Origin of the sequence: Bradyrhizobium sp. 153 (assembly GCF_023073835.1) — a bacterium.
Lineage (GTDB): Bacteria > Pseudomonadota > Alphaproteobacteria > Rhizobiales > Xanthobacteraceae > Bradyrhizobium.
Genome location: NZ_JADPKH010000027.1, coordinates 15,881 through 29,865 on the forward strand (window position 1 = coordinate 15,881; position 13,985 = coordinate 29,865).

The 13,985-nt window shown below is 63.6% G+C and carries 16 protein-coding genes; 6 read left to right on the forward strand and 10 right to left on the reverse strand.

Features of this window, described 5'->3' with window-relative positions:
- Window positions 1-27: 27 nt before the first annotated feature.
- The 3 genes from IVA91_RS06305 to IVA91_RS06315 form a co-directional block, all read right to left on the reverse strand.
- Entirely contained in the window at window positions 28-714 is a 687-nt protein-coding gene (locus IVA91_RS06305; protein ID WP_247419904.1) for a substrate-binding domain-containing protein, read from the reverse strand.
- Between the two features lie 18 nt (window positions 715-732).
- Entirely contained in the window at window positions 733-1,434 is a 702-nt protein-coding gene (locus IVA91_RS06310; protein WP_247419906.1) for a GrlR family regulatory protein, read from the reverse strand.
- A 194-nt stretch (window positions 1,435-1,628) separates the two neighbouring features.
- Window positions 1,629-2,663, reverse strand: a complete 1,035-nt coding sequence (locus IVA91_RS06315) for a glutamine synthetase beta-grasp domain-containing protein (protein ID WP_247419908.1) — start codon at window positions 2,661-2,663, stop codon at window positions 1,629-1,631.
- Between the two features lie 539 nt (window positions 2,664-3,202).
- Between IVA91_RS06315 and IVA91_RS06320 the strand changes: the two genes are divergently transcribed.
- The 5 genes from IVA91_RS06320 (at window position 3,203) to IVA91_RS06340 (ending at window position 6,457) form a co-directional block, all read left to right on the forward strand.
- Window positions 3,203-3,406, forward strand: coding sequence for a DUF2735 domain-containing protein (locus tag IVA91_RS06320; RefSeq protein ID WP_247419911.1), 204 nt, complete (start codon window positions 3,203-3,205; stop codon window positions 3,404-3,406).
- A gap of 406 nt (window positions 3,407-3,812) precedes the next feature.
- Entirely contained in the window at window positions 3,813-4,556 is a 744-nt protein-coding gene (locus IVA91_RS06325) for a tyrosine-protein phosphatase (protein WP_247419913.1), read from the forward strand.
- Between the two features lie 22 nt (window positions 4,557-4,578).
- Entirely contained in the window at window positions 4,579-5,259 is a 681-nt protein-coding gene (locus tag IVA91_RS06330; RefSeq protein ID WP_247420234.1) for an SDR family oxidoreductase, read from the forward strand.
- Window positions 5,260-5,370: 111 nt separating this feature from the next.
- Window positions 5,371-6,057, forward strand: a complete 687-nt coding sequence (locus IVA91_RS06335; protein ID WP_247281551.1) for a DUF2161 family putative PD-(D/E)XK-type phosphodiesterase — start codon at window positions 5,371-5,373, stop codon at window positions 6,055-6,057.
- A 94-nt stretch (window positions 6,058-6,151) separates the two neighbouring features.
- Complete coding sequence (locus IVA91_RS06340; protein ID WP_015686575.1) at window positions 6,152-6,457, forward strand: hypothetical protein; 306 nt, start codon at window positions 6,152-6,154, stop codon at window positions 6,455-6,457.
- Between the two features lie 59 nt (window positions 6,458-6,516).
- Here the strand turns inward: IVA91_RS06340 and IVA91_RS06345 are convergent, their stop codons facing one another.
- Together IVA91_RS06345 and IVA91_RS06350 are read right to left on the reverse strand one after the other, a co-directional pair.
- The gene (locus IVA91_RS06345; RefSeq protein WP_247303525.1) at window positions 6,517-7,122 is read right to left on the reverse strand and encodes a GNAT family N-acetyltransferase; all 606 of its coding nucleotides are present in this window, start codon (window positions 7,120-7,122) and stop codon (window positions 6,517-6,519) included.
- A 148-nt stretch (window positions 7,123-7,270) separates the two neighbouring features.
- Window positions 7,271-7,672: a PaaI family thioesterase gene (locus IVA91_RS06350; protein WP_247281553.1), complete on the reverse strand. Its 402-nt coding sequence runs from the start codon at window positions 7,670-7,672 to the stop codon at window positions 7,271-7,273.
- 118 nt (window positions 7,673-7,790) lie between these two features.
- Between IVA91_RS06350 and IVA91_RS06355 the strand changes: the two genes are divergently transcribed.
- Window positions 7,791-8,573, forward strand: coding sequence for a cobalamin-binding protein (locus IVA91_RS06355; RefSeq protein ID WP_247419915.1), 783 nt, complete (start codon window positions 7,791-7,793; stop codon window positions 8,571-8,573).
- Between the two features lie 115 nt (window positions 8,574-8,688).
- Here IVA91_RS06355 and kynU read toward each other — a convergent pair whose 3' ends face one another.
- From kynU to IVA91_RS06380, 5 genes are all read right to left on the reverse strand, one after another.
- Window positions 8,689-9,891, reverse strand: coding sequence for a kynureninase (kynU, locus tag IVA91_RS06360; RefSeq protein ID WP_247419917.1), 1,203 nt, complete (start codon window positions 9,889-9,891; stop codon window positions 8,689-8,691).
- An 8-nt stretch (window positions 9,892-9,899) separates the two neighbouring features.
- Window positions 9,900-10,739, reverse strand: a complete 840-nt coding sequence (gene kynA / locus IVA91_RS06365) for a tryptophan 2,3-dioxygenase (protein WP_247281555.1) — start codon at window positions 10,737-10,739, stop codon at window positions 9,900-9,902.
- Window positions 10,740-10,773: 34 nt separating this feature from the next.
- Complete coding sequence (locus IVA91_RS06370; protein WP_247419919.1) at window positions 10,774-11,583, reverse strand: alpha/beta hydrolase; 810 nt, start codon at window positions 11,581-11,583, stop codon at window positions 10,774-10,776.
- 281 nt (window positions 11,584-11,864) lie between these two features.
- Complete coding sequence (locus tag IVA91_RS06375; protein WP_247419920.1) at window positions 11,865-13,142, reverse strand: ArgE/DapE family deacylase; 1,278 nt, start codon at window positions 13,140-13,142, stop codon at window positions 11,865-11,867.
- A gap of 54 nt (window positions 13,143-13,196) precedes the next feature.
- Entirely contained in the window at window positions 13,197-13,922 is a 726-nt protein-coding gene (locus tag IVA91_RS06380) for a pyridoxamine 5'-phosphate oxidase family protein (RefSeq protein WP_247419921.1), read from the reverse strand.
- Between the last annotated feature and the right edge of the window lie 63 nt (window positions 13,923-13,985).

Below are 13,985 nucleotides of genomic sequence, written 5' to 3' on the forward strand. Positions count from 1 at the left end.
TTACGTTGCGTCCCCGCCCTGGCACATTCAAGGCTCGAGTCCCGATTGGCGGAGGACAGGAACGGCCTCCGGCGATGCCAGATAGCGCAGCAGCCTATCGGCAGCTTCGGCATGTGTCGCATTCGCCATGCGGCCGGCGGAGAACACCGCCGGCGTCTGCAAATCATGCGGGATCGGACCGACCACCTCGATGCCGCCGACCTGCTTCAGTTCGCTGATCTGCTGCACGGCGAGATCGGCCTCGCCATTGACGAGCCGCTCCGCCGTAAAGCCCTGCTGCACGATAATGGCTTTGGCGTTGATCTCCGGCGCGATGCCCAGCTGCTGGATCAACTGCGCAAAGTAGATTCCGCTGGCGCCAAGCCGCGAATAGGCGACGCACTGCGCCGCAAGCAGCGTCTTGCGCAGCGCGGCTTCGGTCGCGATATCGGGATGCCTCTGTCCTGCCCGGATGGCGATGCCGACATAGGAACGCGCGAGGTCAGCCGCGCTATCGGCGACCACGCGACCCTCAGCGATCACTGCATCGAGCCCCTCGCGGGTGAGGATGACGAGATCGGCGGCCTCGCCGTCGCGGAGCCGCTTCAGCAGCGCCTGGGTCGGCGCGAAATCGGCGTCGATGCGGACGCCCGTCGCAGTCTCATACGCAGACGACAGGCTGCGCATCGCGCCCATCAGGCCGAGCGTCGAGAGCATGCGAACGAAATTGTCCATGTGCTTATCCCGTGGCGCTCAGGCGCGGTGCATCAGCTTGAGCGCGGCGGTCAGGCGCAGGCTGCGCTTGCCGGCGAGCGCCGTGGCCTCCAGCACCGCCTCTTCCGCATGGTAGCGGCCGGAGAAGCCGATGCCGACTTCGTGGCCGCCGAAGATCGGATCGTCCTTGGCCTGCGTGTGCTCCTGATTGAGGATCTGGCCCTTCCAGCGGCCGTTCGCGGCGGTGTAGCTGCCGAGATAATAGAACGCCGCATCGCCACCGAGGATGCGGCCCTGGTTGAGTAGCATCACGCCGGTGAGGCCGCCATCGAGACCATCGAGCATACGCAGATGAATCGAATAGAGACCATCAGTGATGCCGGCTTCGCCGACGCCGCCAGCGACCGGCACCTCGTCTGCGGTGATCGGCGTCATCACCGACTGGAAGGGTACGCCTGGGAGCTCTTTCAGCTCGCCCTTGAAGCGATAGAGATTGCCGTCGGCCCAGCCCTTCGCGATCAGGGTCGCATCGTCGGTGCCGGCCATGGCGCGATAGTTCGGATCGGGGTTGTGGCGGACGGTCTTGATGATGACGTCGACGCCGCCATCAGTCTTGTCGTAGGTGCCGATATGGGCGAAGGCCGAATTGCCGCCCAGCATCTTGCCATTGCCGGCATGCATCACGCTCCGGCCGACCGCGTCGCCGAGCTGAAATCTCACCTTGTAGAAGCCTTCAAACACCAGCCGTGTCCCCGGCCCTGCGCATCCGGGCGCACTCTCCCGCATTCCAACGCAATCGACAAGCTTGACGCAGGAAGCGGCGGACAGGCCACAGGAACAGCTGTCATCAGAATGCAGAAATCCGCCGGAGCCCTGCAGCTCCGGCGGATTTGAGACCAACCCGGGTCAGCCCCCAGCCCTGGGGCGGAACGATCTTACGCCGCGGCCTTCTTGCCGGTCGGCACGTATGAGATCGTCTTCAGGATCTGCGAAGCGATCTGGTAGGGGTCGCCTTGCGAATTCGGACGACGGTCTTCCAGATAGCCCTTGTAGCCGTTGTTGACGAAAGAGTGCGGAACGCGGATCGAGGCGCCGCGGTCCGCCACGCCGTAGCTGAACTTGTTCCAGGGCGCGGTCTCGTGCTTGCCGGTCAGACGCTTGTCGTTGTCCGGGCCGTAGACGGCGATGTGGTCCATCAGGTTCTTCTCGAATGCCGCCATCAGCGCTTCGAAATACTCCTTGCCGCCGACTTCGCGCATATAGGCGGTCGAGAAGTTGGCGTGCATGCCCGAGCCATTCCAGTCGGTGTCGCCGAGCGGCTTGCAGTGGAACTCGATGTCGATGCCGTACTTCTCGGTCAGACGCAGCATCAGGTAGCGGGCCATCCACATCTGGTCGGCAGCGGTCTTGGAGCCCTTGCCGAAGATCTGGAATTCCCACTGGCCCTTGGCGACTTCCGCGTTGATGCCTTCATGGTTGATACCGGCAGCGAGGCAGAGGTCGAGATGCTCTTCGACGATCTTGCGGGCGACATCGCCAACGTTCGAGTAGCCGACGCCGGTGTAATACGGACCCTGCGGGGCCGGATAGCCCGACGACGGGAAGCCGAGCGGACGACCGTCCTTGTAGAAGAAGTACTCCTGCTCGAAGCCGAACCAGGCGCCGGGATCGTCGAGGATGGTGGCGCGCTTGTTCGACGGATGGGGGGTCTTGCCATCGGGCATCATGACTTCGCACATCACGAGCACGCCGTTGGTGCGCGCGGCGTCCGGGAAGACGGCGACCGGCTTCAGCACGCAATCGGAGCTATGACCTTCGGCCTGCTGGGTCGAGGAGCCATCGAAGCCCCAGAGCGGAAGCTGCTCGAGCGTCGGGAACGACGCGAATTCCTTGATCTGAGTTTTGCCGCGCAAATTCGGAGTCGGCGTATATCCGTCGAGCCAGATGTACTCGAGCTTGTACTTGGTCATTGAGCCTCTCTGTAGATGATGCGAAAGGTTGGGGGCCCTGGGGTCCCCGCACGTTTGTACCCGGCCACCATCGGCCGGCCCCCTACAAGCATTTTACGTGCCAAAAGGCTGCACTGCGGGAGGTTTTCCAGCGCGGTCGGCATCGGCCCGGAGCTGACCGGACAGCCCCAACAATATGCGTCATAGCCGCGCACCTTAGCGTGAAGCTGCACCGCAAAAATCCCGCCAAAAGCGCCCGATTCTGAAGCAGGCGCGACAATGCTGAACGCCGCCGATGAAACGCGCATCAATGCCCAGCAACTTTCGTAAAGTCCTAGAGCACTGCCTAGCAACCTTTGGAATAGCCCAGCCGTTGGTCAGCGAGCTCGTGCCTTAGGAGATGCAACAGAGCATCTGCCTACAAATTGGGCGGCAACTGATTTCCTTTTCAGCACTTTCCAATTCGGAGCGCGCCGCCGATATGGAGATTTCAGTAACCACAATCGAACGAGTCGGGCGCACCATGGAGGCCAAGGCGCTTTGACCAAGGAGAAATCGCAATGATGAACAGTGGTCTAAGTCACGGAACTGCGAAGATCTACCAATTCCCTGCCGGGGGCCGCGCAGCTCTTGGGGGACGCCGCTATGGCGAGACCCGTCTTCCCGCCGATCATGCTTCGCCCCCCTCCAACGTCTCGATCTGCAGCGACAGTTGGTATCACCAGGACGCGGTGGACGAAGCCAAGCCGAAATGGGATCGCTGATGATACCGTCGCGCTCTCGCAAACGCCGGCGGCAGTTCAAAAATGGGTCGAAGCCACGGTGTTTCGGCCCTTTTTGATTCCTGCAGATACAATGCCGTTCAGATCACCGCGCAGGCGTGAGCGGCCGCTTCAGATATCTGATCGTGGTGGCCCGGTCCTGCCGATCGCCAGCGTGATCCCAGCTTCGAATAGCGGGCGCCAGAGACCGTCATAAAGTCAGATGATGAACTGCGTACCATCGGTACAGCGATAGGTCTGCGCATCGGCCGGCCGGGTGTCGAAACTTCCGGCCGACAGCATGGTGATGGCCAAAACAATGGCCTTGTGCCGACCCATGATCGCCCTCTGTAATGGACGTTAAGGGCGCCGCAGCGCGTCCGGTGGAACCATAACCCAAGCTGATCTCATGTCCGACTCCCCTGCCCGCCACCTCGCCCTGCAAGGCGCCAGCAATTTTCGCGATCTCGGCGGCTATCCGACCACCGACGGCCGCATCACGCGCTGGCGGCAGATCTTCCGCTCCAACCATCTCGGCCACCTCACCGCAGCCGACATCGAGATCGTCCGAGCGCTGGGGGTGCGAAGCGCCTTCGATTTCCGTGGGCTGGAGGAGCGCGCCGGCGGCGTCTGCGTCGTGAACGAAATCACCGTGCACTCACTGCCGATCGAGCCGACCGTCGTCGCTGCGCTGCGCGCTGAGCTCGCTCGGGGCACGCTGACGGCACCGGTCGCGCTGGAGATCATGCGCCAATCCTATCGCAACTACGTTCGCCACAACACGCACAGCTTTCGCAACCTGTTCGGCCATCTCCTGGAAGATTGCGCGCCGCTCGTGATCCATTGCACGGCGGGCAAGGACCGCACCGGCTTTGCGAGCGCGCTGATCCTGCATGCCCTCGGCGTACCCGATGACGTCATTGCCGAGGACTACCTGCTCACCAATCAGCACTACAAGCGCGATGCGACAGCTGCGATCGATCTGCCAGAGGACGTACGCAATGCCATCGGCAGCGTCGAAGCCTCTTACCTTGCTGCGGCGTTCGAAGCCGTCGGACAGGAATATGGCGATATCGAAACCTATTTGCGCGATGGGCTCAAGCTCGGCGCGGCCGAACGGACTGCACTGAAGGCGCGTTATCTGCAATCGTAGGCGGCGTGCCGGGAGATCGATGATGCAAGGCAAGGTTCTGATCGTGACCGGCGCGCGCGGCGCGCTCGGCAAGGTCGTTGCGGAGATTGCGCAGTCGCGCGGCGCGCGCACGGCCCGCATCGATCACGCGGCTTCACAAGGCTCCGCAACGCCTGAAAGCATCGAGATCGGCGGCGTCGACCTGTCCGATGCAACGCAGGCGAAGACGGCGATCGAGGCGGCGGCAAAGCACTTCGGCAAGCTCGATGCGCTGATCAACATCGCCGGCGGCTTCGCCTTCGAGACCGTCGGCGACGGCGATGTTGCGACCTGGCAACGCATGAATGCGCTGAATGTCCTGACCGCGCTCAACACCTCGCGCGCGGCGCTGCCGCATCTCGCCGCCTCCAAGGCCGGCCGCATCGTCAACATCGGGGCGATGGGTGCACTCCAGGCAGGCCCCGGCATGGGCCCCTATGCGGCCTCGAAAGCAGCCGTGCATCGCCTCACCGAGGCGCTCGCCAATGAGTTGAAAGGCAGGGTCACCGTGAATGCGGTGCTGCCGTCGATCATCGACACCAAGGCCAACCGCGCCGACATGCCGAAAGCCGACTTCTCCAAATGGGTGACGCCGCAGGAGCTCGCCGAAGTTATCCTGTTTCTCGCCAGCGATGCCGCGAGCGGCGTCACCGGCGCGCTGATTCCGGTGGGTGGGCGGGTGTAGGCGGATCGCGTTCCGAGTCTCTGCCAGACGGCAATGATTCAATCGGAGCCGAGAAGGCTCTAAACTGCCTGCACTGATTCTCCGATCGGACGTCACACACGGAACTTGTCTTTGGAAACCGCGCTCTATCTGCCCGTCAAACGCTTCCTCGAAGAGCTCGGCTTCACCGTGAAGGGGGAGATCGGCGGCTGCGATCTCGTGGGCCTCAGCGCCGGCGATCCACCTGTCGTGGTCATCGGCGAGCTCAAGCTCGCCTTCAATCTCGAGCTGATCCTTCAAGCGGTCGACCGCGCGCCGGCCGGCGACGAGATCTGGATCGCCGCCAGAATGTCGGCCCGCGGCAAAGGGCGTGAGAGCGATGCGCGCTATCGCAATCTGTGCCGCCGGCTCGGCTTCGGCATGCTCGGGGTCACCGATCGCGGCCAGGTCGAGGTGCTGGTGAAGCCGCCGACGGCGGCGCCGCGCCGCGAGCCAAAGATTCGCTCGCGGCTCGTCGCAGAACATCAGCGCCGGCAGGGCGATCCCGTGCTCGGCGGCAGCACTCGTGCCCCGATCATGACGGCCTATCGGCAGCAGGCGCTGGCCTGCGCCTCCGCCCTCGCCGAAGGCCCCCGGCGAGTGAGCGAGTTGCGCGAACGCTGTCCCGATGCCGGCAAGATCTTGCTTAACAATGTGTATGGCTGGTTCGCACGTGCTGAACGGGGAATCTACGGGCTCACCGAAGCGGGGCACGCGGCACTGAAACGCTGGCCACAGCAAGGGATTGAACTCGGTGCAGGTGTCGCGTCACCGCCCTGACACCCGACCGGTGCATAGCTGAGATGCCACACCGATTCCATATTGCAATGCAACATTAGCGGCACTAGGTATCCCGGCATCAAACGAGGCCGTTATGAGCGCAGACTGGAATACCAAGTATGGCACGCGGCGCGTGCGTCACGATCCGCCCACCCTGGACGAGGCGATCTTCGCCGCCGTCGGCATCACCGACGACCAGGAGCAGCAGGCCGAGATCGCAGCAGCGCTGATGGGCATGCCGCTCGATGTCGTGCAGGCCGAGGTCAAGAAGCAGGCCCGCACCAACAGCCGCATCACCGCAACCCGCGTGATCGCCGGCGAACAGGGCGCGCAACGCTCCGTAGTGGTCGAGCGCCGCGTCGTCCGACGTTTCGGCAACGACAAGCGCACCGGCACCTGAGCGCTCATTTCCTACCCAGACTGTGAAAGCGGACCGGCCTTGCCGGTCCGCTTTCTGTCTTATGCGGCGCGACTGCCGTACATGCTGGAGATGATCTTCCAGCAGGTCGAGTTGAAGCTGAGCAAGGCCCGGCCGGCTGTGAAGGGCGAAGCCGCCAGATCGGCAAGCTCGGCCTCGGTTGTCTTGGTGAGGTCGATCGTCCCGGTCGATTCGCCGTGGCGGAAAGCCAGATGCGCACCGAACTTCCTGGCGAGCGCCCGCATGGCGTGGTTCTCGGCGCCGGTGGTGATGCGCAGGCGCTTATAGCCCTTCCAGCGCGCTTCCGCGATCAGACGGCGGAACAGTACGGTGCCGACGCCCTGGCGGCGAGCGGAAGCCTCCACGCTGAAGGCGACCTCAGGCAGCGAATCATCCTCCGGCGGATGCAGCTCGGCCGCACCGCGGACCATGCCATCGACAATGTAGGCGACGATCACAGTGCCGTCGTCGGCGCAGCGGGCGGCATAACGCTCGATGAAGCTGTCGTCGAGAAAACCGTTGAAACGGTCGTGCCGGCTTGCGGGATCCAGTCTCAGCAGATGGTCGCGCAGGAGCGGCAATTCTTCCTGCTGGATCAAGGTCCGTACATAGCCCGGAGCGGTGCGGACGGTCTCTTCAAGTACCACGTCAAAACTCCTCTTGGTGTCCCTCGAGGAGGCGTTCGAATCCCTAGGCCGCCTATATTGTGCATCGCAACAAGCTTTTCAAGATGCGAGCCTGCCCAAGAGTGGCACCGGGCGCGACCATTTCGTTAACAAAATCAAGGACCCTCATTCATACGAGGATGAGCTGCGTCTGGGTCACAATGGCCACAAGCTTGCCGTCCTCGGTTTCCAGCCGGGTGGTCCAGACCTGGGTCCGCCGGCCTCGGTGGACCGGGGTGGCGGTCGCGATCACCGTGGTTCCCTCCTTGGCCCCACCGATGAAGTTGGTCTTGCTTTCCAGCGTCGTGGTGCCTTTGGCGTCGTCCGGCAGGTTGATCACGGTCGCAGCCGCACCGACGGAATCCGCCAGCGCCATCACCGCGCCGCCATGGATGGTGTGATGAAGCGTGCAGAGGTCGGGCCTGACCGTCATCCGCGCCACCACGCGGTCCTTCTCGGCCTCGACGAACTCGACGCCTTTGAGCTCGGCGAACGGCATCTTCATGACTTTAAGTTTCTCGAGCGGCGTCATCGGATCTCCTTCCAATTCCTTGTTGTCTCAACGTGAATTGCTTCGTGCGGCAAAGCAATGACATCCAAGGTAATGGGCGGGCTGACATCGGCGCCGACATTGTGCATAGGCTGCTCGCATGCGCCACTTCCCCCCGCACCGCATCGTCTGCCTAACCGAGGAGACGGTCGAAACACTCTACCTGCTCGGCGAGCAGGACCGCATCGTCGGCGTCTCCGGATATGCCGTGCGCCCGCCCCAGGTGCGACGGGAGAAGCCACGGGTGTCGGCGTTCGTCTCGGCCGACATCCCAAAGATCCTGGCGCTGGAGCCAGAGCTGGTGCTGGCCTTCTCCGATCTGCAGGCCGGCATCGTCGCAGATCTCGTCCGGGCCGGTGTCAACGTCCACGTCTTCAACCAGCGTGACGTCGCCGGAATCTTGGCGATGGTCCGCACGCTTGGTGCGCTTGTCGGTGCGGCCGAGCGCGCGGAGAACCTCGCGCAAGGTTTTGAGCGACGCCTCGCCGCGATCGCGGCAACGCCCCGGCCCTCGGTCCGGCCAAGAGTCTATTTCGAGGAGTGGGACGATCCGCTGATCTCGGGCATCGGTTGGGTCTCCGAGTTGATCGAAATCGCCGGCGGCGGGGATGTGTTCCCGGAGTTGCGATCGCGGCAGGCGGCGAAGGACCGCATCGTGTCGGCGGAGATGGTGCGCGAGGCAGCGCCCGATGTGATCCTCGCGTCGTGGTGCGGCAAGAAGGTTGTCCCTGCCCGTATCCGCACGCGCGAAGGCTGGGGTGAGATTCCGGCGGTGCGCAACAGCCGCATCGTGGAAATCAAGTCGCCGATCATCTTGCAGCCGGGACCGGCAGCGCTGACGGATGGGCTCGATGCGGTCGTGATGGCATTGTGGGGGACGTGATCCCTCCGCCGTCATTGCGAGCGAAGCGAAGCAATCCAGGCTGCCTCTGTGGAGGGATTCTGGATTGCTTCGTCGCAAGGGCTTCTCGCAATGACGCCTGTGGAGGCGTCTTTCCTCACGTCACCGCATTGACGACCTGATACTCCGGCCGGCGCCACACCTCGCCTACGATCACCTCCTCGATGATCTCGGCGGCTCCGACGATCTCATCCTCACCGATATAAAGCGGCGTGATCCCGAACCTCATGATCTCAGGCGCGCGGAAATCACCGATGACGCCGCGGGCAATCAGCGCCTGCATGGCGGCGTAGCCGCCGTCGAAGGCAAAGGAGACTTGCGAGCCGCGGCGCTCATGCGCGCGCGGGGTCACCAGCTTCAGAGACGGGCAGCGACGCTCGACTTCGGCGATCAGGAGATCACCGAGCGCCAACGAACGCGCACGGACCTCACGGATGTCGATCCGATCCCAGATGTCGAGTGAGGCCTCCAGCGCCGCCATCGCCAGCACTGGCGGCGTTCCGACACGCATGCGCTCGACGCCGCCGGCCGCCGCATAGGCAAGCTCGAACGCAAACGGTTTGGCATGGCCCATCCATCCCGACAGAGCGGCGCGGGCATTGTCGGCGTGGCGCGGCGCAACGTAGAGAAAGGCCGGCGCACCGGGGCCGGCGTTGAGATATTTGTAAGTGCAGCCCGCAGCAAAATCGGCGCCGCAGCCGGAGAGATCGACGGGCAGCGCGCCGGCGGAATGGGCGAGATCCCAGACGGTGACGATGCCGAGCGCACGCGCTTTCGCGGTGAGCTTCGCCATGTCATGGCGGCGGCCGGTGCGGTAGTCGACCTCGGTGACATAGAGGACCACGACCTCCTCGGACAGCGCGGCCTCGATCTCTTCCGGCGCCACCAGACGCAATCGATGGCCGCGCCCAAGCGTTTCGATCAGGCCCTCGGCCATGTAGAGGTCGGTCGGGAAATTGCCGGTGTCCGACAGGATTACCTTGCGCGACGCGTTCATATCGAGCGCAGCCGCGAGTGCCTGGTAGACCTTGAGCGAGAGCGTGTCTCCGACCATCACGGAGCCGGCTTCGGCGCCGATCAGTCGCGCAATGCGATCGCCGACATGACGCGGTTGGGCATACCAGCCTGCGGTGTTCCAGGCACGGATCAGCTCATTGCCCCATTCGGCCGTGATGACGCGATTGACGCGCTCGGCAACGCCGAGCGGCAGCGCGCCGAGCGAATTGCCGTCGAGATAGATCACACCGTCGGGCAGATGGAACAAAGCCTTGGTGTCGTCGTAGACGCGTAGCTTGGTCATGGCCATTTCTACAAAATCGTACGCACGCGCCAGAGCTCGGGGAATAGCTCGATCTCCAGCATCCGTTTGAGATAGCTGACGCCGCCGGTACCACCTGTGCCGCGCTTGAAGCCGATCACGCGCTCGACCGTTGTCACGTGGTTGAAGCGCCAGCGGCGGAAATAGTCCTCGAAATCGACCAGCTTCTCGGCGAGCTCATAGAGCGTCCAGTGCGTCTCCGGCGCTTCGTAGACGATACGCCAGGCCTGGAGCACGCCTTCGTTGAAACTGTGGGTTTCGCGGACGTCGCGGGCCAGCACGGCCGCAGGCATCTTGAGCCCGTTGCGGTCAACAAGCCGCAGCACCTGGTCATATAGGCTTGGGGTCGCGAGCTCGGCTTCGAGCAGCTTCGTCGTCTCCGCATCGTGCGCGTGCGGCTTGAGCATGGCGTGGTTGCGGTTGCCGAGCAAGAATTCGATCAGCCTGTATTGTCGCGACTGGAAGCCCGAGGACTGCCCGAGCTGCGAGCGGAAGCGCGTATACTCGCTCGGCGTCATCGTCCGCAACACGTCCCAGGCGCCATTGAGCTGCTCGAAGATGCGCGACACCCGCGCCAGCATCTTCATCGCGGGCTGCACCTCGTCCCTGGCGATGGCGCGGCGGGCGGCGCTGAGCTCGTGGATGGCAAGGCGCATCCACAGCTCCGTGGTCTGATGCTGGATGATGAACAGCATCTCGTCATGCGCTTCCGAGAGCGGATGCTGCGCGCCGAGAATCGCGTCCAGCGCCAGGTAGTCGCCGTAGGACATGCGCCGGGCGAAATCCGTCTCGGCGCCTTCGCTTGCAGGATCGTAATCGCTGGACGTCATGATAGGTCCTCTCGATCCATCTTCCCTCGCCTCGTCAGTCGAGGCCGATCAGACGCGCGGTGATCGGCGACGACGGATCCTTAAGCCCGTCGATCACGGTAAAATGGTTGAGCCCGGGATCGATGACGAGGTGCGTCGGCACGTCGAAACCGGTCCAGACGTTGGCCATCAGGTCGGATTGGCGGATGAATTCAGGGCGCTCGTTGCCGCCGACCCAGGCCGTCACAGGCGACTGCCCCCGCGGCAGATGCAGCGCCGCGCTCTCGAGCGTCGCCTCCTGCATGGTCATGCGCAGGGTCTCGTTCATCCTTGTCTTCAAGAGCGGCCGCAGATCGTGCAGGCCGCTGATCGAGAGCGTGCCGGCAATACGGTCGTAGACGGCGGGCTCGAGCCGGCTGTCGTCGCACAGCATGCGCGTGACCAGATGGCCGCCGGCGGAATGGCCGGCGAGCCGGATCGGCCCTGCCACCAGCGAGGCCGCCTTAGCGACCGCGGCGGTGATCTCGGCAGTGATGTCGGAGATGCGCGCGGCCGGTGTCAGCGTGTAGCTCGGCAGCGCCACGGCCCAGCCATGATGCCTTGCGCCTTCGGCAAGATCGGTCCAGGCTGACTTGTCGAAGCGCATCCAGTAGCCGCCATGCACGAACACGACGAGGCCCTTGCTGTCGCCCTCGGGCAGGATCAGGTCGAGGCGCTGCCGCTCACCGGCGCCGTAGGCGACGTCGGGACGAAAATCCCTCAACCCCGTACGGTAAGCCGCCGCCCGCTCCGCCCACAGCGCCGGCATTTTGTCCGAGCCAGGGATATGGGTCGAATTGGCATAAGCATCATCCCAATCGCGCATCGTGATTTCCTCGGCGGACTTAAGGCCTCTGCGACGGAGGCCAGTCTGCCACCGGCAGGGCCGCCATCCTAGTCTTTATTTTAAGCTTAAAGGATTGATCCGCGCCTGTGTCTCGGACAGCGGATCGCACCGGCAAGGTATGTCCTTTGCCCTGAGGAGCCGCCGTCACATTCCAGGACTGCGAGCGCCGTGAACCGAATCCAGAATCGCTCCGCGGCGGCAGTCTGGATTGCTTCGTCGCTTCGCTCCTCGCTGACGGCAGAGAGGGCAAGCGCGGTTGCTTACGCCTTCTCCACTCCGCACCACTCCGCGATGAACAGCGCCATCGCCTTGGTGGTCTTCTTCAGCGACTCCAGCTCGACAAACTCGTTGAAGCCGTGCATTTCGCCGCCGCTCGCGCCGAAGCACAGGCTCGGGATGCCATGATTGAGGCCGTAGAAGCGGGTATCGGTGAGTGCGGTGAAGACGAGGTCCTCGACTGCGCCACCGTAGACCTTATTGAAGGCCTTGCCGAACGCGGCCTCGGGTGCGGCGGCGTCAGTCAGTTCATACCCCTCCGACAGGAAGCCCGACCATTCGATCTCCGGCGGGTTGTTGGCGAGGAAGCGGTGGTTGCGCGCAGCGGCCGCGACGCATGCCAAAATCTCCTTCTGGTGCTCGGCGATCGACCAGCCCGGCAACACGGCAATCCGGCAGTCGACGTCGCACCAGGCCGGCACGCTGGAGGCCCAATCGCCGCCCTTGATGATGCCGGGATTGAAATTGATGGGATGGTTGAGCGTCCTGAAGTGACGATCGGCTTTGGCGCGCTCGTTCCATTCGATCTCGAGTTTTTGCAGGGCCTGGATCAAATGATAGGCCGCCATGATTGCGTTCGCGCCGGAACCGGCGAAGGCAACGTGGGTCGGATGGCCCTTCACGCGCAGGCGAAACCAGATCACGCCAACCTGAGAGCGCACCATCTTGCCGCCGGTCGGCTCCGGAATGAAACAGGCATCGGCGCGGTAGCCGCGCTGAAGCGTCGAGAGCGCGCCGACGCCCGTGCTCTCCTCCTCGATCACGGACTGGAAGTGGATCCGCGCCGTAGGCTTCAAGCCCGCGGCTTTGATCGCATCCAGCGCGTAGAGCGCACCGATCGTGCCCGACTTCATGTCGCAGGCACCCCGGCCAAACATCTTGCCGTCCTTGATGACGGGCGAGAACGGCGGCGTATCCCACAATTCCAGCGGACCTGCCGGCACCACGTCGCAGTGCCCCTGGAGGATCAGCGATTTTCCAACGTTCGTTTGCGGACGGTAGGTGCCCACCACCGAACGCGCTTTCGAAAAATCATGCTCGATCGGGCCAAAACCGCGCAGATCCTTGAGGTCGTCGATATTGATGTGCCAGTCGTCGATCTCATAGCTGCGTTCGCGCAGGAGGTCGCCGATCATGTCCTGGCACGGTCCCTCCGCCCCGCGGGTCGAGGGGATCGCGACGAAATCGCGGGTGGTCGCAAGCTGGGCTTCGAAGCCGGCGTCGACGGCGTCAAGAATCCTCTGCTGCGTCTCGGCATTCATCAGGCAACTCCAATCGGGCGTTCAGATCATCGATGGAGCGCAAGCTAGCCGATTTCAGCCGTTCGGGTACTCTACAAAATAAGCATCCCGCAATGCATCTTCGAGCAGCCGGCCTTCGAAGTAGCCATTCAATGTCGCAGGCCGGGTGACGCCGTCGAGCAGACGCGGACACGGCTCGGGCGCGCCGAGCACCGTGCGCACCGGGATGCGCTCGGCATAGATCGGGAGTTCGTAGTCCTCATCGTCATCGGCCACGCCCTTGGCACGGATCTTGGCCGAGGCCTCCTCGATCTCCATCGCGATGAAGGAGGTCGCCTTGGTCTCCTGCGCGGTGCTCTGACGCAGGCCCGCGGTGCGGCCCGGGAAGAAGCGGTCGACCATCGCGATCACCGCGCGCTCTTTCTCCTCGTGGTCGGTGACGAGGTAGGCGGTGCCGAACGCCATCACCGCCCGGTAATCGGCGGAGTGATTGAAGCCGCAGCGCGCCAGCACGAGACTGTCGAGATGAGCGACCGTCAGGCAGACGCGCTCGCCCCTGGTCTGGTTGCGCAGCATGCGGCTGGCGCTGCTCCCATGCCAGTACAGCTTCGTTCCTTCGCGCCAGAAGAAGGTCGGCGTGCAATAGGGCTGACCGTCGATCACATAGGACACGTGGCATAGCATCGAGGAGTCCAGGATGCGGTGAACGGTCGCGTGATCGTAGAAGCCGCGGTCGTGACGGCGCTTCACCTGGTTGCGCGCTGACGTCGGATAGGAGTCTGAGTTTTCAACCTGGCTCACGGCCGCACCTCCGAGATTGGAACAATTCGGAAGAGTTGTAGCCGTGGATTTGGTCTGCGATAG